The sequence below is a fragment of the Megasphaera stantonii genome, assembly GCF_003367905.1.
In the GTDB taxonomy this organism is placed as follows: domain Bacteria; phylum Bacillota; class Negativicutes; order Veillonellales; family Megasphaeraceae; genus Megasphaera; species Megasphaera stantonii.
The window spans coordinates 282,647-303,562 of the sequence record NZ_CP029462.1; the positions used below are offsets into that span (position 1 = coordinate 282,647).

A 20,916-nucleotide genomic window follows, 5' to 3' on the forward strand; every position below is an offset into this window, starting at 1 on the left:
AAAATAAAAGAAAGGACATCCGTCATGAACGAATCCACAGGATACACAGAAAACAGGGAAGACGAAGATCCAGCTGTTTCTGCATTCGATAAACAACACGACAACGACATGCTGCCCAACGTACCTGAAGATGAGGATAGCCAAACGGAGACAGTACCGGACGCTACAAACTTGCCGGCTCATCCTATCCGCTCACCCTCCCCCACTTTCCCTCCGGAAGATACTCCAGACGATACACTATACAATGACATATTCCGGGAACAACGGCAGCCAGAGGAACAAAAGCTTCCAGATCCTCTTATAGGAGAAGCTGAACATCAGGCTGCACCTGAAAAATTGCCATGGGACAGCCCGCAGTTACTGGACTCTATACAACAACTGGAAAAACTGTGTGCAAATTTACAGGATAGCCTGACAGCGTATCAAGCATTTACAACGACTTTAAACGAGACAGACGCAATCCTCGCCGAAACGCTGCATACCCTGTCAGCAGAAACCCAGGCCATGACAACCAACCGGCAGGCTTACGAAAAAATCATGACAGAAATGAGCAGGACGGCTCATTGGTTGGAACACACCAATAAACGGTATACGGAAATGATGGCTGCTATGCCGATACAGGCCGAAAAAGCCTATACCGGCATGATCCAAAAGCACGCTGCCAACTACCAAAATCTGATGATAAAATTAGGCAAACTCATTGAAACCAAGGTGTTAAAACCACCGAAAGCAACCAATTACTATGCTATTGCCGGCATACTGATTGCACAGACCATAGCTTTGTATGTGTTACTAAAATAGGAGGTGCTATGTATTGGAAACGCTCACTCCGGAAGACTACAAGCTCCGCATAGAGCATTTACAGCAAATTAAAACCGCAATGCCCGAAATCTGGCAGATGATTACCCAATCGCGCTGTTGCCCATCTTACATTGGCTTGACAGACTACTGCCGCTTTGAAGCCGGCTATCAGTGTGAAACATGCTGGCTTGCCAATCTGCCAAAAGATCCCGAAATAGTTCCCGAAGCATAGCGGTATTATGGCATGTTTATTATGGCTGTTTTGCGCGCAAAGAAAAGGACTTCCGCTTAGTTTTGCGGGAGTCCTTTTTCTTTTATACTTGCGTTTCAGCAATTTCTTGTATCTTTTCCATGGATAATTTTGTAATCCGTGCAATCATATCATAGGGCAGACCTTCTCGCAATAATCCTAATACGATTTCCTCCTGCGCAATTCGAGCTTTTTCTTGTTCTTTACGGAGTTTTTCTTGGGCGATTCGAGCTTCTTCCTGTGCAACCCTGATATTCTCCATCATGGAAATGTAATCCCGACGGGCTTTTTCCTGTATTTCATACTTTCTGCGCAATTTTTCGTCTTGCGTAAAATACATCTCGCTTTTCATCGCTTCTTTAATAGCTGGTTCGCTCATCGCCAACACCTCCCGTTCCTCATCGCTGCATTGGTTAGAAAAATAGGCAATCCACTGTTCCGATTTCTTCAGGTTCCGTATATCGCCAATGCGGATTTTCTCCAATTCGATAAAATGCATTTCCAAGTCATCCAATAGTCGGTCATTCGTCTCGTCATTGCAAATATGATAGGAATGATGGCAGGACGTATATTCAGGAAACGCATTGAAATCCATCAGGTTAATGGAAATCGCCTGCATCAGTTTATTATATGGCTCGCCTTCATGCAGTTCTCCACTGTACATTTTTGACCAGTAATACAACGAACGTCTCGCCATATCCGGGTCTTTGCATACCTGCACTTCAATATTAACCTGCGTGCCGTCATTCATCCTTGCCCGTATATCCAGAACAGAAACTTTTCCATCCTGCTCAATCGGGGTTAATTCTTTATCCAGAAAATCTAAATCCGTAAATACATTATCTTCGGTTCGATTCAAAATACTGTTGATAAAGCTGAGAGTAAGCGTCTTTCGTTTCACGTCGCCCAATAAATATTTAAAGAATACGTCGTTCAGCCGGTTTAACTTCATGTCATCTTACCTCCCTATATGTATTGTACCACGCTTTCTCTACAAAAGACCATCAAATATCTATATAATACCGTATAAATTCTTCTCCTTGTTCGTCCCCTTTTGGCTTTCTGCAGTTATTAAGCCAATCCAATACATATTGTATCTGCCCGTCAGTAAGGCTTATCTGCGTCCCTTCCTCATAATCAACTCCCGTAAATAACACGTCGCCAAAAATCAAATCGGTATAGCCGTTTTGTGCGATATAGAAATTAGGCTCACTTCCATTTAGCTTTCCTTCTTCATTGACAATCATGTCAATGCCATTGGCGACGGATACGATTTCAATCCTTCCTTTTACAATCCGCTGAGCCGTCTTCAAATCATCTTCTATAATCGTAACGATTGGATTTCTACCAATTTTTTTGATAACTACTTTAATTTTTCCCATACATATGCCCCCAATCACTACAATCCCATGGTCAACGCTTTATACGTCACCTTTGCAATGCAGTATAGCAAAAATCCCCCGTTGATAATCAGGATAGCTTTTAATATGTTCTTATCCTGCCGTCTGATTCTCTCCATCATTTTTTTATGCCGTCGTTTTCGCATAGCCTGCCGCAGTTCCTTCCGTTCTAAATCTATGGAGTGAAGCAACGCCGCAACCTCATAGCCGTTATTGTTTGTGTAATCATAAATACGTTTCATAGAGACCATCTCCTTGTCATATTCTAAGGCATTGCCTTCGGTGGCATAAAAAAAATACATTCTTCCGCCGATGCAAGGACGGCGCAGCCGCACCGTTTATCCTTGTATCGTCGGAAGAATGTATTATGATCTAGCCGCGAAGGCACTTTATTTATGTCTTTTTATTATGACTGTTTTGGCGATTTTTTCACAAAAAAAATGCTCCACGACTATGTATGGAGCATTTTCAGAATACATCACTATGGCTTCCAGTTCGCAATAAATCAAGAATTAATTCATCTTTTTGAATCGCATAAATCAACAGCCAATCTGGCTGTATATGACATTCTCTAACAGAATCCTTACCCATATAATGAATCAGCTCATGGTCATGATTCTTCGCAGGCAGGGGTTCTTCGTTCTGTAACTTGGTAATGACCTCCATCAGTAAATCCTTATTTAATCCCCTCTTTATAGCCCTTTTATAATCCTTCTTAAATTTCGTGTGGTATCTAAGCTTAAGCATCCAAATCCCTCATCAGCTCATCTACAGTATCAAATGAGTTTGACATATTTATCCCCTCATGCGCTTCTTTTATAATGCTCAATAACTCATCTGACAATGGATGTGAATTAGTCCGCAAGGTAGGTTTAAACGGTAATCCCTGTTCCCGAACAGCTTGCGATAAGAAAATTGTTATAGCAGAAGATAACGTAAGACCCATGGCAGCAAACAGTTTTTGGGAGTCTTTTTTTAAGGATTCATCAATTTTAATTGTTGCGCTTACAGTTGCCATATATATCACCTCTTGTGGATATTATATCATATAATACGTCTATAGTACATATAAAATATGTACTATAGACGTATTATAGCTTTATATATTATATGTATCCTAACTCACATAAACTTGTAAAGGTACCGTCACCAATAATAATATGATCTAAAACAGGTATTTCCATGACTTGGCCAGCTTGGAAAATTTTTTGCGTTACGCTAATATCGTCACGGCTAGGCGCCGGATCGCCACTCGGGTGATTGTGTACTAAGATAACCGCAGCGGCATTGTACTGTAAGGCCATTTTAAATACTTCGCGGGACTTTGCTAAACTCGCATTAATTGTCCCCTTAGTCAGTGTCTTGACCGTAATCAGTTGATTTTTACAAGTCAGCAGGGCTGCTCTAAATTCTTCTTGTGTCAAACACCGCATGTCTTCCATGACATAATCTGCTACTGCACGGGGCGTACTAAAGTCCGGGGCATATAATTTTACCCGTTCCTTGTGCAGTCTCCTTCCCAGTTCTACGGCAGCGTATAATATTTCGGCATTGCGCTTGCCAATACCGTCAATCTTGTTCAAATCCAGTACATCCATTTCACTCAAATCGTATATATTTTTATGCGGCAAGCTGTCCATTACATTTTGCGCCACTTGATTAGTATTGACTCCGCCTAACAATACAGAAAGAAGTTCCCTATTGCTTAACGTTTCCGCTCCATACAGCGCCATTCTTTCCCGTACTTTCATTGGCCATCTTCTCCCTTCATGGATTTATGTTCTGGCATGTGCCTTCGCGCTTTTTTCTAAACGCCGCTTTTTCTGCTGGGCAAGGCCGGCAACGCCGTATATTTAGCCTTGCCCAGCAGGAAGAGCGGCGTTACCCTGCCAATGGAAGGCCTGCAAATTAATTCTATGTATTAGGGCTGTTTTATGCTGATTCGGCACGAAACGTGCTTAAAAAGCATATTTCGTGCCGAATATGGTTAGTCCCTCATGAGGTCTTCCCAGTAAATAGACCTTGTCGTATCCGAAAAGCCGTAAATCATTCTTTCAATTTCCGCTCTCATTTGCCGTACTTTTTGAGTTTTTTCTTCTACGTTTAGCAAATCATATTTCAGCCTTTCAATTTCCTCCTGCAAATTATTTTTACGTTTCTGTATCATTTGAATCCACCCGTCGCTTACAATACGGAATGATTTTTCCTTTCGTATCAGCAAGTTATCCCTCTCAGGGTCAGCGGATGAACTTAAGTATTTAGCATGATGAAGATATATGCTTTCAGCAACGATAATAGCATAGGTTGTCTTGTCATATTGTATGAAGACTTTTCGATTTTTCCTCGTATATGCGTTTATCGAGCATATAGCCTCAAAAAATTTTTTATTGCAGACTTTACCATTAAAAGCTTTGATAGCTTCCGCTATTTTGTCATATACAGGCAATATATCTTCATAAAAATCAATCATATTTTGCAGAATTTGTTCTTTTTCCGTCATGCCTGTCCCTTTCCTTTCTTTTCACAAAAATCAAAATCATTTAACAAAATACGCCAGTATGACTTATCCTTGCCGTCATCGCCAGTAAACTTTACATGCTCCATGTTGCCTTTTACATTGATTCGGCTACCTTTCCCGAAATGGTCAGCAATAATCTCCGCCTTTTTCCCGTATGCCACTATTCTGAAGTACTGCGTTTTTCTTTCCTTTGAAAAAAAATCATAATAATTTTCGGCAATCGTAAACATCGCCATGGTCTTTTGTTTTGCCGTAATGCGTACATCGACTTCTTTAGTTAGATTCCCCAAAACTTCAATATGATTCATACTATCAGCTCCTTTAATATATACCCAGGCATTGCCTTCGTTGGACCAAAAAAAATACATCCAGCGGCAAGTGCAAGGACGGCTTTGCCGTACAGTTTATCCTTGCACTTGCCGCTGGATGTATTATGATCCAATCGCGAAGGCGCTTTATTTGTGTCTATGTATTAGGACTGTTTTCGAGTCAAAAAAGGCGGCCTGTAAAAAGCCGCCTATATGGCAATCATCTTTAAATCCGTTCATAATGTGTCCACATGCTAATAATTTTAATTACTTTCTCATTCTCATAAACTTCATACACCAAGCGGTGTTGCAAATTAATTCTTCGTGAAAATAATCCTTGCAAATTTCCTATCAGTTTTTCGTAAGAAGGCGGGGTTTGATACGGGTTTTCTCGAATTAAGTCAATTAGTAGTTTGGCTTTGCTGTCCAGATGAGCCGCCTTTAATTTAGGAATATCTTTGACCGCCGCTTTTGTATACTTAATCGTGTACACCTACCATTGTACCTCGCTTTCGTCTATACATTCAGACAACGGCGTATCTTTGCCCTTCATCACCTTTTCTTTCATTGCTGGATTCGAAAGAATCTTTAACGTTTCCACCATACTATTATATTCGTCTTCACTAATAACAACGGCATTGCCTATCTTTGTATTGATATTGATGCATTCATTATATTTAACCGCATTTTCCAGTAAGGAAAATAAATTTTTTCTGAAAGAAGTAGCATTGGTATGTAACATATTTATCACTCCTTATATGTACATAATAACGTACATATTTTACTCTGTCAATCCATAGCTTCAATGTCGCACGTATTGCATGTCAATCCCGCACTTCGAGCATATGCAATACATGCTTTATTTACAGATACATTTTTGTATACTTCATCGTTTGCAAATAATTTAGCTTGGCAGATAGTATGTTCTCTCACTTCCAACATAGCAGTTAACTTTCCTTCTTTATTTACGACCACGACAATCTGCACATGACTTCCGATTCTCCGGGAATATCCGACAGAACAATTTTTTAACTCTATTGCTGCCTTTTTTAGTTCTGACTTTCGTTCAATGCACTTAAAATTATAGCCGTTAATATTCTTCCGCAAAGATTGTTTCAGCTTTTCCGATATACAAAATATAACTTCCCGGTCATCCTGTCTCGCTACGGCAACGGAAAGCCAATCATGCAAATGAGACAGCGGCACATCTGCTTTGCAAAACTCTCTTTTTGTAATTTTATCTGCACACTCCCATAACCGCAAGGTATCTATATACAAATCAATCTTACCTGCTATATGTTTCCATGTCATGACCGACATGTACTGTGCATAAAAGGTACGGATAAACTTACATATCTGCATGACTTTTTGTTTATATGTATCTATATTCCAGTATATATTTCTTCTATCCACAGGGGGTTCCATGGAAATAAAAGTTTTGCTGGCCTCATTTGCCATAGCAAGAGTAGGAAGGGAATAGGCATGCATAAACGCAAATATGTTTTCATAAGTGAGATTACGGCGAACAAACGACGTATTGGGCAATCCCAAAACCTGTAATACAGCTTGCTGATATGACATCCCTTCCTTTTTCATTATCTTCTCCACATGGATTTCCCAGTTCTCAGGCAAATGCTGTTCTTTTAACCGATATTCTTTCCATTCTTTAAAAGACAATCTCCCTATCCCATTATATGGCATCACTGGTGCATCCCAGAACCGCACTTTTCTGGCAATAGCCAAGACGCTTCCATACAGCCGACATGATTCATTTCCTTGTAAATAAAACGCTTTTCTGCTGTACCCTTTGTTAACCATATGCTGATTTATGCAAGCACGTAATTTTCGCAGTAATATAGTCAGATTTCCGCTTTTTATAATGCGGCGGTAGTGAAAGAAAGACAATGCGGTTTTCTGCCACATTTCTTTCACATCGGTGTAATATCCTATCGCCGTTTCGCCAACAACAAGACCCTCAACGATTTGTTTCCAATCTGCTCTTTCGTCCTTGATATTAAGCGCAAACACTTCTTTGACATTCTTATACCATTCGATTTTTTCTTTTTCACAATCAAAGCGCATGCCATCATATGTAAGCCGTACTTCTATTTTATCTTTAAACTCAATGACCGTCATGTATAGTCGATACGGCAAAATACTTCTGTCATCGGTCGTGAACATGATTTCACGTCCTATGCCCGTATGCTTCCTGCCACAACACGGGCAAATAAGTGATATTCTGCGATACCACCGATTAAACTTAAACATACCGCCGCATATATCGCAGTACGCATAATAGATACCGCTATATCCACTCGCTTTTTCAGCGACAAATACTGTCGGCGTCCCGTATCGCTGATAGCCTGGCACCCGTGCGCCGATGCAACATTCAGCAATTTTTCTCATCTGAATCACCGTCCATATCTACATCGGCAAACAGGCTGTCTGCATCTTCTTTCGCTTTCTTCAAATCTTGTGCAATGGCTTTGGTTTCAGCTTTCTTCTTATTTTCCGCCTTGATTTTCGCTTGCTCCGCTTTGCGCTTCTGTTCTTCTTCCTGTTTCCGAGACGCTTCATCCGCTAACAAAGCCTCCCTGTGCTTGTCTAACAGCCGCAAGGCTTCATCTAACGCTCGCTCTTGTGTATCGCAAAACGCCTGTAAATACTTTGTCTTCTCCGGCGTTTCTGCATGGTCTTTATCATATGCAATAAGATTATTAATTACATTGATAAACTCTAACTGCATCGAAAACGCGGTTTCCATCGCCTGTACTGTCGATAAATCTTGTTTTACAAGTCCCATAGCTAAGCCTCCTTTGCATTGCTTTCGCTGCCATTGATCCGGTACAGCGGCAGCGGGAAAGCAAGGGCGGCAGAGCCGTACCATTTACCCTTGTTTTCCCGCTGTTGCTGTGCCATACTTTCGCTGCGAAAGCACGCAGTTTAGGCCTGGGTATTAGGGCTTTTCCATATATAAAAGGCACTATGAAGATTGTTCACAGTGCCTTGATTACTCTATTTTCTCTCCACGAACCAACGACCAATCACTGGCCCGGATAAATTAGTGCTCCTTTCAAAAAACAGCGACGTAATTCGGTCTTTTATGCGTATTGTATACCGGTCTCCTTGCCCCCCTGCTTTTTGAGCTGCTGCCGGCACTACGCCTAAAACTCTGTCAATGGCAAATTTTGAGCCGTCCTCCCATGCAATCTCCCGCGGCATCATCTTACCGCGCTCATCCATATCCACAGCTACCTGAACATATACCTTTGCAGATTTTGTCATTTATATCCCCTCTTCCACTCTTTACTAACTCAAACAGATGTTTTATACTTATAACAACAGTATAGAACATCTGTTCCAATTTGTAAAGATTCGAGGTATATTATGAAAACTATTCTGCATGCAGATTTAAATAGCTTTTATGCGTCTGTTGAAATCATGCAGCATCCAGAGCTGAAACATAAACCCGTCGCCGTCTGCGGCGCCACAGAAACCAGGCACGGCATTATCCTAGCTAAATCACAACTGGCAAAAGAGGCTGGCATCAAAACAGCCATGACGAACATCGAAGCTAAATGCCTTTGTCCTGACCTAATTATGGTGCCTCCGCATTATGATGAATACCTCAAATACAGCCATCTTACTCGCCAGATTTATGAACGCTATACCGATCTCGTTGAACCCTATGGAATGGACGAATGTTGGCTTGACGTTACGCATAGCCGGATCTATGGATCAGGCCGAGAAATAGCCGAAGAAATCCGTCAAACCGTCAAATCCGAACTGGGCCTTACAGTATCTATTGGCATATCTTTTACTAAAATATTTGCAAAACTTGGAAGCGATATGAAAAAACCGGACGCCATTACAGAGCTTCCGCCAGATGTTATCCCGAAAATAGTCTATCCTCTGCCCGTATCGAATTTGCTATACGTCGGACCGGCAACCGCCGCTAAACTGCGCAATTACGCAGGCATATCTACGATAGGGCAATTAGCCCATGCCCGGCCGGATATGCTTAAAGATTTGCTGGGCATCAACGGCATCAAGCTATGGGAGTTTGCGAACGGGATAGATAATGCCAGGGTAAAGCACAAACACTACATTGCGCCGATAAAATCAATAGGCCGTGGCATTACCTGTACAGAGGATCTTCATACGGACGAAGACGTCTGGAAGGTCATGCTGGCATTATCTCAAGATGTCGGACATAAGCTGCGTCTGCAGCATGTCATGGCAACAGGAGTACAAATCTCCCTGCGCGAAAAATCCCTGCTGACCAGGCAATATCAGGAACACCTGCCCTTTCCCACACAAAGCCCGAAGTACCTTGCCCAGGCAGGAAAAAAGCTCCTCGTGGAAAAATATCCTTGGTCCGCGCCGATCCGCGCCGTCACGATCCGGGCCATCAATCTCATACCGGATACGACGCCGCAGCAGCTGGATTTATTCACAGATTTTGAAAACGTCGATAAACAAGAGAAAGCCGAGGCAGCCATTGAAACAATCCGGCGCCGTTTCGGCAAACGTGCTATCGTCCCAGCCTGTCTCATGGGAGATCTGAAAATGCCGGATGACGGCCGGGACGAAGTAATTTTGCCAGGTATGCTGTATATATAAAGATATATAATTACCGGCATTCTATAAAAAATAATCCCTCCGCAGTATGTAAACCACAGAGGGATTGTTTCTTTTTTCAATTACCAATCGCATTCTACCTTATCCAATTTCTCCTGTAAAGTCTTTTGTAATGCCGAGAAAGCCGGAATAAAGCTATCCCGAATCAGCAGGATCATTTCGTCAATTTCATCTTCATTGTATATATGTACAGCTATATTTCGCTTTTTTAGCATCAGCAGCCATACTGCAGCATCATGCAGAAAACCAATTTTATAGGCAAGCTGTAAAATCTCTCTGGGCGATCCACTCTCTGCTCCTGCCACGCCATGCAGTTTCATCACTTCTTGCAGTGCTTTCCAAGCGAGCTCAAACGTCAGATTAAACTGCCCCACAACCCCCGTGCGATATATGTCGTCGTTATCGGCCAGCGTAAAATCAGCATGTCGCAATATATCTAAGCAACTGGAAAAATTATCCAGCTTTTTCATACAACACCACTCCATCCCTCTCAATTTCATTCTTTAATTCTGCCGTAATTTTATTCCCGTCTATGATATCAAAAGTCAGCAAGGTATGAACACGTTCTTGTATATCCCAATAGAACGAATCAAAATCGCCGCCGTATACGGCAATATCAATATCACTTCGCTCGGTATGCGTTCCCCTGGCCCGGGAACCAAAGAGGATAATTTTACCAATACCATGTTTTCTCGCCAAAGCGGTTATGTCTCTAATCACTCTTTCCGGGAGGTTATGTCTCACTACCAATCGCCTCCAACATTAATATGTTATTATTTAGTTTATTATACTACGAAATATCAAAATATTGTATGCTAAGGCACTTACAAAACAATTAAACCGTCTGTCGGCAACTCATCCTTAGTTACTCCTTTTAAAATCACTTCTCTCTTTTCTTCAGAAAATTTTTCAGCACTATGTTGTGGATAAGCTAAAATTTTTAACGTTACCGTTGTAATGCCGCTCCAACTCAAATATATTTTTTTTACTCTATACCAACAGGGGAAGCCAGCGCATTCCATAAAAAATGACAGGCTTGCATTTACCACGTCCACTATATTGACATTGACATGCTTTGATCTGAACACATTTTTTTTCGGGTTATTGGGGAAAACGACAGCCCAGCGCCGGTATAGATGTAATTTCGGCTGAAAGGCTGACCGCTTGAACATATAAACCTCTGCTGCTTGTACAGTAGCAAATGACCGTATTACATGAGTCCGATCAGATACAGTAATCCATTTCAACTATCTATCTCCTCCAATATATACACAGGTTCATCTGTCTTAAATATTATCTCTAGCTGTCCCAACCACGCCTCTCTTCTCTGCTGTAATACTTCGTTTTTAGCCGTATAAAGCTGCAGCAGCACCGCAATATTTGCGCGCGATGCCAAAGAGTATTCGCAGCGGATATCCATATATTTACTTATATACACCTCATACAGATCAAGCGCAGCAAATGATTGGTGCACACACATATATTCTTCAATCCGGCGCCAAGCACTATATTCTGCCAAGACCACTGAGTCCTCAGTATATGCAACATAGGACCTTCCCAACAACCAATCCGTCGTAACTCCAAAAAAATCAGCCAGACTGGATAAATTTTTAGCCCCCGGTACAACCTGACCTGATTCCCAGTATGTCAACGCAGTCCTTGACCGGTTGACTAAAAACGTATCTACGTCTTTCTGCGTCAACTCATATGCCTTTCGCAGCCTTTTAAGCCGCTCCCCAAATGTTGCAGACATAATTATTTCCTCGTCAAAACCATCTTTCTTTAGCCAAATCATAGTGCCACCACATTCCGTCGGCATAGCGTATGCACGGAAATCCATCCCGGATAAAGACAGCCGCAGGCTGCCCATGCGTCCATCTTGTCGTGGTGATTTGCCGATAGGCAATCTCACACGTTGCCATGAAAATATCTTCCGGGAGCTGCTGCATCAATACCTGCCGGCATGCAGCATATAATTCATCTTTTCCAATTTTCATATAACCTCCCATCCTTTCTTCTCTGCATACGCATCCAGATCTGCCTGCGCTTCTGCTTTCGTGTTTCGCCATGGTAGCTGCGACATTCGGTGCCATGATATTGCACCTGGCTTCAGGTATTGGCCTTTGTATGTGTACCCGCCTACACCATCGGGCATAACCTGATAGAGCCAGCCGCGGGCATCTCTATACTTTTTCATATCCTTTTACCTCCTTTGCCAACTTACAAATCCTTGCTGATTCGTCAGCAATTAGATCCTGAAACGCCTTACGAAAATTTCTATAGGCCTGATTCAACTCCATATAATATTCCATTTCATCAAAGTGATCCTTCTCATCAGGAATATATATGCCTCGCAGGATTTCGCGTATTTCTATAAGCGTTTTCATGCGGTCCAGCGTATTCTCCAGTTTATGCATGACAAGTCTCCTTCCAATTAGACAATAGATAAGAAAAAGGACAATCCCTTAAATCAGCACTAGGGATTGTCCCCTTTCACTTTCATGTTAAGCCCTTACTTATGATAAAAATCATATTCTTCCTGGGGACTGTCAAAAGCCGGCGCAATGACAAAGTAAACCGGATTTTCACGGGAAATATTGTAATTCCCGTGCGCTTCTTCCCAAGCAGCCTGTTCCTTCTGCTGCGCCCAGAATGCAGCTTCTTCCCGGGGACTGTCAAACGGATTGGCCGTTACAAAATATACGGGATTTTCGCGAGTAATATTGTAATTGCCATGTGCTTCTTCCCAAGCCGCGGCCTGTTTCTGCTGCGCACAAAACGCAGCTTCTTCCTGCGGGCTGTCAAATACCGGTTCCGCGGCAAATGCCGTCACGCTCATCGCACACACTGCCATTGTCATAACCATTTTTTTCATGTAATTTTTCATATATAAAACTCCTTTTCTGTGTAAATAAACTAATTATCCGGTTACTTGCTATATAAAACTGCTTATTCGTTCCGGTATCACCTTCTTTCACGAGATTACGCAATCTTTCCTTTCCAGGCCTCACCCCCTTTCATGACCAAACCTTCTATTTATGGAAGTACATCCGGCACATCGTTATATGATTTATACCGGGTAATCACACTGGTACTGTCACCTACTATATGCGCAAATTCTTTTTTATCCCGATATACGCGGGCAAAACACTGTTGCCCTCTCGTATCAAAATACCGGTATATTGTTTCGGCAACTCGTACAGCAGATGACGGAGACAAATAATCACCAAAGTCAAACCATTTAATCAACTCTTCTTGCGTATCAATTACTCCTTTAAAAGTTACTTTGAAAATCCCGATTTGATATTGTGTCGTCATAGTATGTTCTCCTTTTTGCCTACCGGCGTCTTTTTTTTCGTTGGGCCACCAATAGCATAGCGGAAAGAGCGCAGGTCAAGGGCAAGCCCGCAGGGCGCAGTACTATTTACCCTTGACCGGAGCGGCCGCTATGCTAGACTGGCACCGCGAAAAAAGCGGTCATTAGGTCTTTTTATTAGGTCCCAGGGCTCAAGCCCGTCTTCCCTTCTTTATCCGTGCCAGTTTAGCACAGATTGTGCTAAACTGGCACAATTTCGCACTGTTTAGCCCGTTTTATGCCGTTTTGTTACCTGTTTACTACCTTCCCCAGCCTCATCGCGTTTCGTTCCCGATTTTCTTTTATCGTTTTTTGGATTTCCGGCCGTTCCAAACTTTGGTGTACACAGTTTTTCAACTCCGGCAAATGTGTCTTTATGACGCGCTCAATCGTTTCTGCCTTATACTTCCGTGCCATATCGGCTACAATATGATCCGTAATTTCGCGCTCTGTATGACAATAATTGACGAGTGCCTTGGCTTTGTACCACTGCATGGCAACAGACGCTTTCTGCCCTACGCGGGGCCGGCTGGATTCCATTCCTTCCGGCAGGAACTCTCTTTCTAAATCCTGATCAATTAACTCTTGCGGCACCTGTTGATAGGATTGCACAATATCCAATAACTCCGGATTCACCGTATACTTTTCGTTGACATGAAGGCCGCCGTATAAATCGCGCAGGCTCTGCCTATCTTTGCAATGCGCCTCGAGCATGTCATATACGGACGTATAATTCCCCATGGCAAGCTGCCCCAGATATACGTCTTCATCCATTAGTACTTGATCACCAAATCGCACCGTCACATGCTGCCGCTGCGACAGCTCTACCGGTTTCATCCCGCTTTTTTGACGTTCATACATGTCCCGGTCGTCCATCATCAGATATGACAGGCATTGCCGGGCAGTCTCGCCTTTATACCGTTCCTCACCAGTTGTATCCGTTATGGATAGTTCAAATTTAGATTCAAAGTCTTGCAACTTCCGCGCTTCGTTTTCCTTCAAAAATGGTCCCACTATTACTTCATTGTGGCCAGGCGATAAAAAATGTCCCTGTCCATCAGACATCAACGCCCCTCTAGTCTCAATGACGTATCCGTCCATTTCCTTACCATAGAAGTCTGGCCGGCGTATATTGACCACAAGGTCAGACCCAAACGCGCGCAGCACTTCTTTTTCGTCCTGGCAATACTTGCCGGGTACCTGATATAAATAAGTATCGGCCCGGTGCTTTCCCAGGGCCAGCTCCGGGTGATGCTGCATATACTGGCTTTCTTCGGCGGCAAATGATTCCATTTTCTTTAGTACAACCGCCTCTTTTACTATAAATTCTTTTTCAATCTCACTGATTGCCTGTTCTTCACAGAGTTTAGGATTTTCCTCATAGGTTTTCCTATATTCAGGACTATTGAACATTTGAAGACGGACGCGCTCTCCAACGGCTGTCTCCCTGCCGGCTTCGGTAAAAACCTTATCCCTGTCGGGTTTCAACAGCAATTCAGATATTGACTCGCTGACGGTGCCGCAGTTCCCGCCAGCAAGACGGCCCAACGGCAGGGAAATACGCCCTTTGATGCCATCATTTCGGAGTTTAATATATAGAGAAACCTCTCTGCCAAAAGCTGGAGCATCGCTGCGCCCAAAGAGCTTCATGTCTTCGCGAAAAATCGCTGTCAACGCTTTATAGGCCCGTTCTCCTTCCAGGGCCGCACCTTTGGGGATAAACCCATCTTCACCCGGCGCTTTAAAATCCGTAGCCATATAGACCCGCAGTTCCTTAAACGGAGCCTTTTCAGCGGCCTGAAATACCCGTGTCTGTTCCAAAGTATCCCTCAGCAGCTGATCCGTATATTTCCCGGTAATACCCCGGACTGCTAAATCCATGCGATAGCCGCTTTTAAATAAATTCTGACTGCCTTTGCGTTCAAAATCCCGTTCGAGGTGTTCCAAGACCGGTCTTACATCGGCCAGCTTATACTGCGAGGCGCCGCACTGCTGCATTAGCTGCGTCATAACCAGCTCCCGTTCGAGCGTCCGCTGCCCCAATACTTTGGCTTCATGCCATGTAGATTCTGAGGCCAGTTCCCGTAACTGTCCCATTGGATCGTCAAACAAGACAGAATTATCATCTGTTATACCGTTACCGCGCAGCATGACCCGTATATTGTCCAATACGTCTTTTTCCGGCGTCATGGGCCGGGCTTTATACGGTGGCATACCGATTACGTCGGCGCCATTATATAACTGCCATCGCATCAAATGATACGGCGAGCTTTTTGTGTCAAGATACTCAAAGGTCACTGGTTTGGCGCCATCTCTAATGCGCCAACCTTCCTTTTTGGCATCGCGCTCCGAAATGTAGCGCGGATCATCCTGATTTAAAATCATAGCATGCATATAATTTGCACAGGTCATCTGATGATATACCAGCTCCCCTTTCCGGTCATGTCCCACCTGGCAAGGAATATGGTTCAAACTCCTGAACAGGCATCCGTTCTCTTTTAAATTTTGTATGACCTGGGCTTCTATCTTCCGGCGTTGTTCCCGGCATTTTGCATTTTCCAGGGCGATCTGTTCATTAGTCAGCTTAAATGTACTTTCTTTCTTTTTATACCGCATGGCCCGATTGCGTTTTCTGATGGCCTGTGTCCTCACCACATGCTTGGCTGGCCCAAACAAATCCTCACAGCGGTCATAGGCTTCCCAGCGCGTCTGGATATGCTCATTTTTCATGATCAGGGCATAAATATCGCCGGCTTTCCCCTGCGGATCAGACCAGTCTTTCCACATTGTGTACTGGTTTCCCTCGCGCGGATTACTCGGATCAAACAGCGTAATACTGCCGGTTCCGCGATTTACGTTTTCGCCCGGTGCAAAAAACTTTCGCTGATAATATGCTGCATGAGGAGGAATCTTATTGGAATACGATAAATTTCCCAGACAATATTCCTGCAGGAAGGGCTTATAATAATTCCAATCCCTTTCTTTTTTAGTCCGTGCCATCAGCCGTCATCCTCCTCATAGCAAAATCCGCTTTCGAGCGTATCTGCCATAATATCCATAGATAGTGTCGGCTGCTCTTGCTGCAATCGCAGGCTTTCGGCAAAAGACAGTCCGGTCCGTTCTTCTGCCGCCAATACCGCCTCCAGCTCTTCCGGCGGTACGCCGAGAGCGAGCAATTCCGCCACATGTGCCGCGTTCAATTCTTCATATGTCATTCTATACACTCCCCTTATGCCAAACTGTCACTACTTAGCATGAATAGGCACTAAATAGCACATTTTGTGCTAATATATGCTTTAGTATGCCCTGCCGCCGGAAGCCCGGCCCGAATCTCTGCGTCTCTCATGACGATGGTAATTACGACTGCAAGTTACGGAACAAAACCGCTGCCGCTTGTCCTCCTTTTCCGTTACATACACAATCCGACCGCATTGACGGCAACGGAACGTGCGCAAAATCCGGTCTTCTGGCGGCTTTACCACATGCTGGATATGGTCATTGCCGATACGATTATGGAAATAATGGCAGCATCGCGCCGAACAAAACCGCTGTTTTTTCTCTGCAGGGATAAATATTGAGCCGCAAAAATCGCAAGTCCGTTCTTTCATGTCACCGCCCTCTTTCCGATTCTCGGCCGCCTGTATGGCGGCCAATAACCCTCTTTACCTGTTTTTCCCCAGATAATTCCTGCCTAAGCTTCGCCGTATGCCGTTCATATTCCGTCTGCGTCGCCCCGCCGAGCCCAAACCGCACGGAATCCACATCCAAAGCCTTGCCCTTATTACGCGTCATATACATGCTCTCAAACGAGGCGCCGGCGAGGCGCATGTCGTCAATCCGGCACCCGTCTATCCGCCCGTGATCCAGCTTGGCCAACGTCAAATCAGCGCTACGTAATTCGCAGTCACTAAAATACGAATTGCTGAAGACGGCCTCCTGCATCTTTGCGTTTTTAAAGTTGCAGCCTTCAAACTCGCAGCGGTTGAACTCCGTATGCGACATATCCGCTCTTTCAGCCTGCACGCCTTTAAATTTGCATTCCACATAATATTTCTTATCGCCCATCTCTGGAAGCGCATTGAAGGTCTTGCCTTCAATCACTTCCCGGCCGAAAAACATCTTTTTTTCCATAGTATTACCTCGTTTCATCTTCTATAAAATCCAGAATCTCAATTTTCGTAACCAGTTGATCCAATTCTCTATATTCAAGCTGCATATTTAAAGAGCCTTTGTGGTTCTGAAACGTGACGTCGAAAAAGAACTCCTCCTGGTCCGTAACCGGGATAATTTCGACGTCATTACTTTTCGAAAGCACCCGCTCCTCAATACAATCGGCCAACGCGGCAAAGGGTAACACGCCTCTGGCATTCCCCCGAAACCTTCGCTGCACATGCCCGGTAAATTCCGCACATTGCAGCGTATATTCCACAATATGTGTGCCCGTATCATGGGCCAGGGACGGATACTGTTTCATCTATATCACCCCATGTACGATGCAGTAGAATAAAAACAACCCGACCGTAAATAATATCGCCGTGTTGACCAGTTCCAGTTTAAGGCGCAGATGTTCCGATTTGATCAACTTCGTTACCGTCTCAACAAAGACTTCATACTGTTCCTCGTTTTTAATCTGTAGTTTCAAATTACGGCTCAATACATCTACTATATCGCGCTGCATTTCATTGACTTCTTTCAGCAGCTCTTCGACACGAACTTTTTGCCTCTGCTGCAAAATCTCTTTATCTGTGTCATCCATTGTTTCATCGCCCTTTCCTAATTTATAAAAACAGCACTTTCACAGCAATCAGCACTGCAGCTGACATCAACACTGTACTTTCAACCAGTTCTGGCGGCTGGAATACATATTCCGTTATTCCATACACGATAAAGAAAAGCATCAGTGCCGCTACAGCGTATATAATCCGTACAACCAGCTGTACCAATGCCTCTTTGATTTCACTATTCATTGCTCCCCTCCCTCTTTTTGAAAATTTATATCGTTTTCACACGAATATGGTTTCGTTTTTGGTTTGAATTCAAACTTCAGGTGTCAATTCAGCACAAATTGGCACTTAAAAGTTATGCTTTTCACATAATGTTTATTGGAATATGCAAACGTAACCTCTCATCGGAGATTCGCTATCTCCCTTGGTTAATGCTTTTTTCAAGCGTTCTCTGTCCGTAAGTCTTGCCATTACTGAAATGAACGGTATCCCACTTGTCCCTCATACGCCCGGAATTGCGGAAAATTCGGTCAGTTTGGGCCAGATCGTTGCCGTTGATAAAATTGATCTGCCAGCAAAAATACAGGTCATCACGGCTCGTATCGCCGTACATGGCGTCTTCGCCGTTGTACAAGCGAATCATAAGCTCCTTGTTTTTCTGGGAAAAGAGCTTTTTGAGCACTTGTGCGTCGTCCAGCATCAGCTTGGGTACAGATGGTGCAGGTGAAGCATCTACAGGGGCCGGCGCCGGCAGCACGACGTCCATCAAATAGTCAAGCACATCTTGCCCGTTGTTGATCGGAGCCCATAAGATGCAATTCCCGGTGACAGTGAAAAAACGATTTGCCGAATATATTTCTATTTTGTCGTTTCTAGCCCCTTTACGGCCGTCCCGAATGATTCCGGTCACGATGATATGCAAACCGCGCCCAGAAGGGCTAATTTCGCTATAGGAGCCTAAGGATTTCATGATACGGTATGCATCCTTTGTCAAAACCATATCCTCAACGCAATGATCGATATCGATACCAATAAATGGGTCCTGTTCCGTAAAAACAAACCCTAGGCCGTCGTAGTCGCAGGCTGCCCGGCAGGCTTCTTCGTATGTGCCCCATGTTAAAGGGTCATTGACTTTGGCAGGCTGTCCGTTTTTGGGATCAAAAGGCACCTTGATTTTCTTGACGCGCCCCTTCTCTTTTCGTTTGACAATTTTCCAGCACACCCATTGTGCATATTCTCGTAATTCTTCCGGTATTCGGTGTATCATTTCCATCCATCGCCTCCTTACTTTTCCAAAACCCGTTCCCGGCACCTGCCGTGTTCCTGTTCCTTACCGCTGTTCCTGCGTATTACAGCAGCCAGCTTCTTCCTGTGCCAGGCTTCCCCCCGTTCCTTCCGGAAATCCTTGCAGTTTTCCAGGCGGTAAGGAATGCCCTGCCGCCGCATATAGCGTTCCAGCTCGTCCAATCTTCCGGTATATTGGTCCTGCCAGAACGCCAGGGACGCCTCATGTCCGGTCTGTACGGCGTCTTTCATCTGCATATCGATATACCGCAGCTGCCGGATTTCGTTCCAAAGATGTTCCTGCTGCCGCTGGGTCATGCCGCTTGCTTCCAGTACATCCACACTGGCTTCACTGTCTCCGGCAATCCCCAAGGCTTCCCATACGGATTCACTTCCACGTTCTTCTTGTGGATATTTTTTTCCGTCTTCATCTTTCATGATGTATCCTCATCCTTACTACTAACATATACTGTGTACATATACTCTAATCTCTTACGTCACATTGTGACAAAAGTTTTGTCACATCCGCGTCACAATGTGACGCTCTTATAAACGGCTTATTTATGCTGTCTCATGGTATATTTTGATATAAATTATCACGCCGATGTTACGCCCCTTGTTACGCTGTCTGGGAATCGCCGTTACGCACCCCTGTGACAAGGGTGTGACAGTATGTGACGTCACATCCGCGTCACAATGTGACGCTCCCGTATTTGGCGTTTCTATGCTGTCCCACACCATATTTTGATATGAATTATCACAGGCATGTTACGCACCTTGTTACGCTCGCGTTACGCATCTTGTTACGCTCGATTTACGCTTCGGCAAGTCTCTCCGTTACGCTCGTTAATAATTTCACGTATTTTTTACAGCATTTCCTGGTGGCAAAGCTTCTTTTTTTCGGGATCTCATTTTCTGCATCCTTGTAGCAGCCTGCCTGTTCTGCCTCATTTTACGCATCCGGATAGCGCTGTCCGTCTCGCTTCCGACCATCGACTCATAATGAGATATGTAAAAAGCGCCGGTCATCATCGCTTCCGTCGGCGGCAGAATTTCTACGAGCTGCGCCCGGATCAGCCGGTGCATACCGGCCTCGACTACGGATGGAGGCATGCCGGTCAACCGGCTCAATCCGTGCACATCGTACGGTATTTCATCGTTCCCTACCTGCTGAATCAGCTTGCCTTCATGACGTAACGAACGTATACACAAGGCTAAATACAGGCAGACATACTGCGGACCGTCTGGTTCGCTCATAAGCCATTTTATATCGTCCCGATCCAAAAAGTCATCTTTTATTTTCATGAAATAGTATTTCTTATTGCTCATATTGCCCTCCTAACAATGACTGAATTGGAGGAAGGCAATACCAGCGACGCATCGTTAACCTCCAGCAGCCCCGCTTTTACCAGTAATTGAATGCCTGAATCGATGACATTACCATCGATTGAAACAGGCGTATGCGCTTGAATCCATTGCACATTATAGGGTATCGCAGCCTCATTATCGTGCAAGGATAAGCAACACAGGTGAAGGTACAATAGTATATATAAGCTGCCGTTCGGTTGGCTTAATATCCAATTGATGCAGTCCTGGTCGAAAAAATCATTTCTAATCCGCAGCTCCTTTTTCATA

36 protein-coding genes are annotated in these 20,916 nt (G+C 44.0%); 4 read left to right on the forward strand and 32 right to left on the reverse strand.

The genetic code is table 11. The features are described from left to right. Positions 1-24: 24 nt before the first annotated feature. Together DKB62_RS01305 and DKB62_RS01310 are read left to right on the forward strand one after the other, a co-directional pair. The gene (locus tag DKB62_RS01305) at positions 25-801 is read left to right on the forward strand and encodes a hypothetical protein (protein ID WP_107195985.1); all 777 of its coding nucleotides are present in this window, start codon (positions 25-27) and stop codon (positions 799-801) included. Between the two features lie 13 nt (positions 802-814). Next, entirely contained in the window at positions 815-1,033 is a 219-nt protein-coding gene (locus DKB62_RS01310; RefSeq protein ID WP_107195984.1) for a hypothetical protein, read from the forward strand. An 82-nt stretch (positions 1,034-1,115) separates the two neighbouring features. On the opposite strand, the gene DKB62_RS01315 is transcribed toward DKB62_RS01310, so the two are convergent. The 13 genes from DKB62_RS01315 to DKB62_RS01375 all read right to left on the reverse strand — a co-directional run bounded on the left by DKB62_RS01315 (position 1,116) and on the right by DKB62_RS01375 (position 8,562). Then, positions 1,116-2,003: an Rpn family recombination-promoting nuclease/putative transposase gene (locus tag DKB62_RS01315; protein WP_107195983.1), complete on the reverse strand. Its 888-nt coding sequence runs from the start codon at positions 2,001-2,003 to the stop codon at positions 1,116-1,118. 52 nt (positions 2,004-2,055) lie between these two features. After that, positions 2,056-2,433: a DUF3846 domain-containing protein gene (locus DKB62_RS01320; protein WP_107195982.1), complete on the reverse strand. Its 378-nt coding sequence runs from the start codon at positions 2,431-2,433 to the stop codon at positions 2,056-2,058. A gap of 17 nt (positions 2,434-2,450) precedes the next feature. Then, entirely contained in the window at positions 2,451-2,693 is a 243-nt protein-coding gene (locus tag DKB62_RS01325; protein ID WP_107195981.1) for a hypothetical protein, read from the reverse strand. Positions 2,694-2,919: 226 nt separating this feature from the next. Continuing rightward, complete coding sequence (locus DKB62_RS01330) at positions 2,920-3,198, reverse strand: type II toxin-antitoxin system YafQ family toxin (RefSeq protein ID WP_107195980.1); 279 nt, start codon at positions 3,196-3,198, stop codon at positions 2,920-2,922. Then, positions 3,191-3,469, reverse strand: a complete 279-nt coding sequence (locus tag DKB62_RS01335) for a type II toxin-antitoxin system RelB/DinJ family antitoxin (RefSeq protein WP_107195979.1) — start codon at positions 3,467-3,469, stop codon at positions 3,191-3,193. The genes DKB62_RS01330 and DKB62_RS01335 overlap by 8 nt, the downstream gene beginning before the upstream one ends. An 88-nt stretch (positions 3,470-3,557) precedes the next feature. Beyond that, positions 3,558-4,202, reverse strand: a complete 645-nt coding sequence (gene radC / locus DKB62_RS01340) for a RadC family protein (RefSeq protein ID WP_107195978.1) — start codon at positions 4,200-4,202, stop codon at positions 3,558-3,560. Positions 4,203-4,438: 236 nt separating this feature from the next. Next, positions 4,439-4,951 (reverse strand): hypothetical protein, encoded by a 513-nt coding sequence (locus tag DKB62_RS01345; RefSeq protein WP_107195977.1) that lies wholly within the window; start codon positions 4,949-4,951, stop codon positions 4,439-4,441. Then, a complete protein-coding gene (locus DKB62_RS01350; protein ID WP_107195976.1) occupies positions 4,948-5,277 on the reverse strand; it encodes a single-stranded DNA-binding protein in 330 nt (109 codons plus the stop codon). The genes DKB62_RS01345 and DKB62_RS01350 overlap by 4 nt, the downstream gene beginning before the upstream one ends. A gap of 226 nt (positions 5,278-5,503) precedes the next feature. Continuing rightward, positions 5,504-5,770 (reverse strand): Txe/YoeB family addiction module toxin, encoded by a 267-nt coding sequence (locus DKB62_RS01355; protein ID WP_107195975.1) that lies wholly within the window; start codon positions 5,768-5,770, stop codon positions 5,504-5,506. Continuing rightward, a complete protein-coding gene (locus DKB62_RS01360) occupies positions 5,771-6,019 on the reverse strand; it encodes a type II toxin-antitoxin system Phd/YefM family antitoxin (protein WP_107195974.1) in 249 nt (82 codons plus the stop codon). Positions 6,020-6,066: 47 nt separating this feature from the next. Further along, complete coding sequence (locus tag DKB62_RS01365; RefSeq protein ID WP_107195973.1) at positions 6,067-7,683, reverse strand: PcfJ domain-containing protein; 1,617 nt, start codon at positions 7,681-7,683, stop codon at positions 6,067-6,069. Beyond that, positions 7,667-8,080 carry a hypothetical protein gene (locus tag DKB62_RS01370; RefSeq protein WP_107195972.1) on the reverse strand — a complete coding sequence of 138 codons (414 nt, stop codon included), beginning with the start codon at positions 8,078-8,080 and terminating at the stop codon, positions 7,667-7,669. The genes DKB62_RS01365 and DKB62_RS01370 overlap by 17 nt, the downstream gene beginning before the upstream one ends. A 212-nt stretch (positions 8,081-8,292) precedes the next feature. Beyond that, on the reverse strand, positions 8,293-8,562 hold the full coding sequence (locus tag DKB62_RS01375) for a hypothetical protein (RefSeq protein ID WP_198643480.1): 270 nt from the start codon (positions 8,560-8,562) through the stop codon (positions 8,293-8,295). Between the two features lie 102 nt (positions 8,563-8,664). Between DKB62_RS01375 and DKB62_RS01380 the strand changes: the two genes are divergently transcribed. Continuing rightward, positions 8,665-9,900: a DNA polymerase Y family protein gene (locus tag DKB62_RS01380; RefSeq protein ID WP_232818788.1), complete on the forward strand. Its 1,236-nt coding sequence runs from the start codon at positions 8,665-8,667 to the stop codon at positions 9,898-9,900. A gap of 80 nt (positions 9,901-9,980) precedes the next feature. Here DKB62_RS01380 and DKB62_RS01385 read toward each other — a convergent pair whose 3' ends face one another. The 11 genes from DKB62_RS01385 to DKB62_RS01430 form a co-directional block, all read right to left on the reverse strand. Continuing rightward, the gene (locus DKB62_RS01385) at positions 9,981-10,388 is read right to left on the reverse strand and encodes an HI0074 family nucleotidyltransferase substrate-binding subunit (RefSeq protein WP_107195970.1); all 408 of its coding nucleotides are present in this window, start codon (positions 10,386-10,388) and stop codon (positions 9,981-9,983) included. After that, complete coding sequence (locus DKB62_RS01390; RefSeq protein ID WP_107195969.1) at positions 10,372-10,662, reverse strand: nucleotidyltransferase family protein; 291 nt, start codon at positions 10,660-10,662, stop codon at positions 10,372-10,374. Before DKB62_RS01390 ends, DKB62_RS01385 begins: the two co-directional genes overlap by 17 nt. A gap of 80 nt (positions 10,663-10,742) precedes the next feature. Beyond that, positions 10,743-11,165: a hypothetical protein gene (locus DKB62_RS01395; protein WP_107195968.1), complete on the reverse strand. Its 423-nt coding sequence runs from the start codon at positions 11,163-11,165 to the stop codon at positions 10,743-10,745. After that, positions 11,162-11,713: a helix-turn-helix domain-containing protein gene (locus DKB62_RS01400; protein ID WP_157949690.1), complete on the reverse strand. Its 552-nt coding sequence runs from the start codon at positions 11,711-11,713 to the stop codon at positions 11,162-11,164. The genes DKB62_RS01395 and DKB62_RS01400 overlap by 4 nt, the downstream gene beginning before the upstream one ends. Then, complete coding sequence (locus DKB62_RS12470) at positions 11,685-11,915, reverse strand: hypothetical protein (protein WP_157949689.1); 231 nt, start codon at positions 11,913-11,915, stop codon at positions 11,685-11,687. Before DKB62_RS12470 ends, DKB62_RS01400 begins: the two co-directional genes overlap by 29 nt. Continuing rightward, positions 11,912-12,115 carry a hypothetical protein gene (locus tag DKB62_RS01405; RefSeq protein WP_107195966.1) on the reverse strand — a complete coding sequence of 68 codons (204 nt, stop codon included), beginning with the start codon at positions 12,113-12,115 and terminating at the stop codon, positions 11,912-11,914. Before DKB62_RS01405 ends, DKB62_RS12470 begins: the two co-directional genes overlap by 4 nt. Beyond that, complete coding sequence (locus DKB62_RS01410; protein ID WP_107195965.1) at positions 12,102-12,335, reverse strand: hypothetical protein; 234 nt, start codon at positions 12,333-12,335, stop codon at positions 12,102-12,104. The genes DKB62_RS01405 and DKB62_RS01410 overlap by 14 nt, the downstream gene beginning before the upstream one ends. 95 nt (positions 12,336-12,430) lie before the next feature. Beyond that, a complete protein-coding gene (locus tag DKB62_RS01415; protein WP_107195964.1) occupies positions 12,431-12,805 on the reverse strand; it encodes a hypothetical protein in 375 nt (124 codons plus the stop codon). 149 nt (positions 12,806-12,954) lie between these two features. Next, positions 12,955-13,236 carry a hypothetical protein gene (locus DKB62_RS01420; RefSeq protein ID WP_107195963.1) on the reverse strand — a complete coding sequence of 94 codons (282 nt, stop codon included), beginning with the start codon at positions 13,234-13,236 and terminating at the stop codon, positions 12,955-12,957. 286 nt (positions 13,237-13,522) lie between these two features. Beyond that, positions 13,523-16,273, reverse strand: coding sequence for a hypothetical protein (locus tag DKB62_RS01425; protein WP_107195962.1), 2,751 nt, complete (start codon positions 16,271-16,273; stop codon positions 13,523-13,525). Further along, entirely contained in the window at positions 16,273-16,488 is a 216-nt protein-coding gene (locus DKB62_RS01430) for a hypothetical protein (RefSeq protein WP_107195961.1), read from the reverse strand. The genes DKB62_RS01425 and DKB62_RS01430 overlap by 1 nt, the downstream gene beginning before the upstream one ends. Before the next feature lie 129 nt (positions 16,489-16,617). On the opposite strand from DKB62_RS01430, the gene DKB62_RS12475 reads away from it, so the two are divergent. Continuing rightward, a complete protein-coding gene (locus DKB62_RS12475; protein ID WP_157949688.1) occupies positions 16,618-16,851 on the forward strand; it encodes a hypothetical protein in 234 nt (77 codons plus the stop codon). A 31-nt stretch (positions 16,852-16,882) separates the two neighbouring features. Here DKB62_RS12475 and DKB62_RS01435 read toward each other — a convergent pair whose 3' ends face one another. The 8 genes from DKB62_RS01435 to DKB62_RS01470 form a co-directional block, all read right to left on the reverse strand. Further along, positions 16,883-17,404 (reverse strand): pentapeptide repeat-containing protein, encoded by a 522-nt coding sequence (locus DKB62_RS01435; RefSeq protein WP_157949687.1) that lies wholly within the window; start codon positions 17,402-17,404, stop codon positions 16,883-16,885. Between the two features lie 4 nt (positions 17,405-17,408). Continuing rightward, positions 17,409-17,747, reverse strand: coding sequence for a hypothetical protein (locus DKB62_RS01440; RefSeq protein WP_107195959.1), 339 nt, complete (start codon positions 17,745-17,747; stop codon positions 17,409-17,411). Continuing rightward, positions 17,748-18,029 (reverse strand): hypothetical protein, encoded by a 282-nt coding sequence (locus tag DKB62_RS01445; protein ID WP_107195958.1) that lies wholly within the window; start codon positions 18,027-18,029, stop codon positions 17,748-17,750. A 22-nt stretch (positions 18,030-18,051) separates the two neighbouring features. Further along, the gene (locus tag DKB62_RS01450; protein WP_107195957.1) at positions 18,052-18,240 is read right to left on the reverse strand and encodes a hypothetical protein; all 189 of its coding nucleotides are present in this window, start codon (positions 18,238-18,240) and stop codon (positions 18,052-18,054) included. A gap of 172 nt (positions 18,241-18,412) precedes the next feature. Continuing rightward, positions 18,413-19,270 carry a phage NrS-1 polymerase family protein gene (locus DKB62_RS01455; RefSeq protein WP_232818787.1) on the reverse strand — a complete coding sequence of 286 codons (858 nt, stop codon included), beginning with the start codon at positions 19,268-19,270 and terminating at the stop codon, positions 18,413-18,415. 11 nt (positions 19,271-19,281) lie between these two features. Then, positions 19,282-19,719, reverse strand: coding sequence for a hypothetical protein (locus tag DKB62_RS01460; protein ID WP_107195956.1), 438 nt, complete (start codon positions 19,717-19,719; stop codon positions 19,282-19,284). 417 nt (positions 19,720-20,136) lie between these two features. After that, positions 20,137-20,610, reverse strand: coding sequence for a phage replisome organizer N-terminal domain-containing protein (locus tag DKB62_RS01465; protein WP_107195955.1), 474 nt, complete (start codon positions 20,608-20,610; stop codon positions 20,137-20,139). Further along, complete coding sequence (locus DKB62_RS01470) at positions 20,607-20,915, reverse strand: hypothetical protein (protein ID WP_107195954.1); 309 nt, start codon at positions 20,913-20,915, stop codon at positions 20,607-20,609. The genes DKB62_RS01465 and DKB62_RS01470 overlap by 4 nt, the downstream gene beginning before the upstream one ends. Position 20,916: the final 1 nt, after the last annotated feature.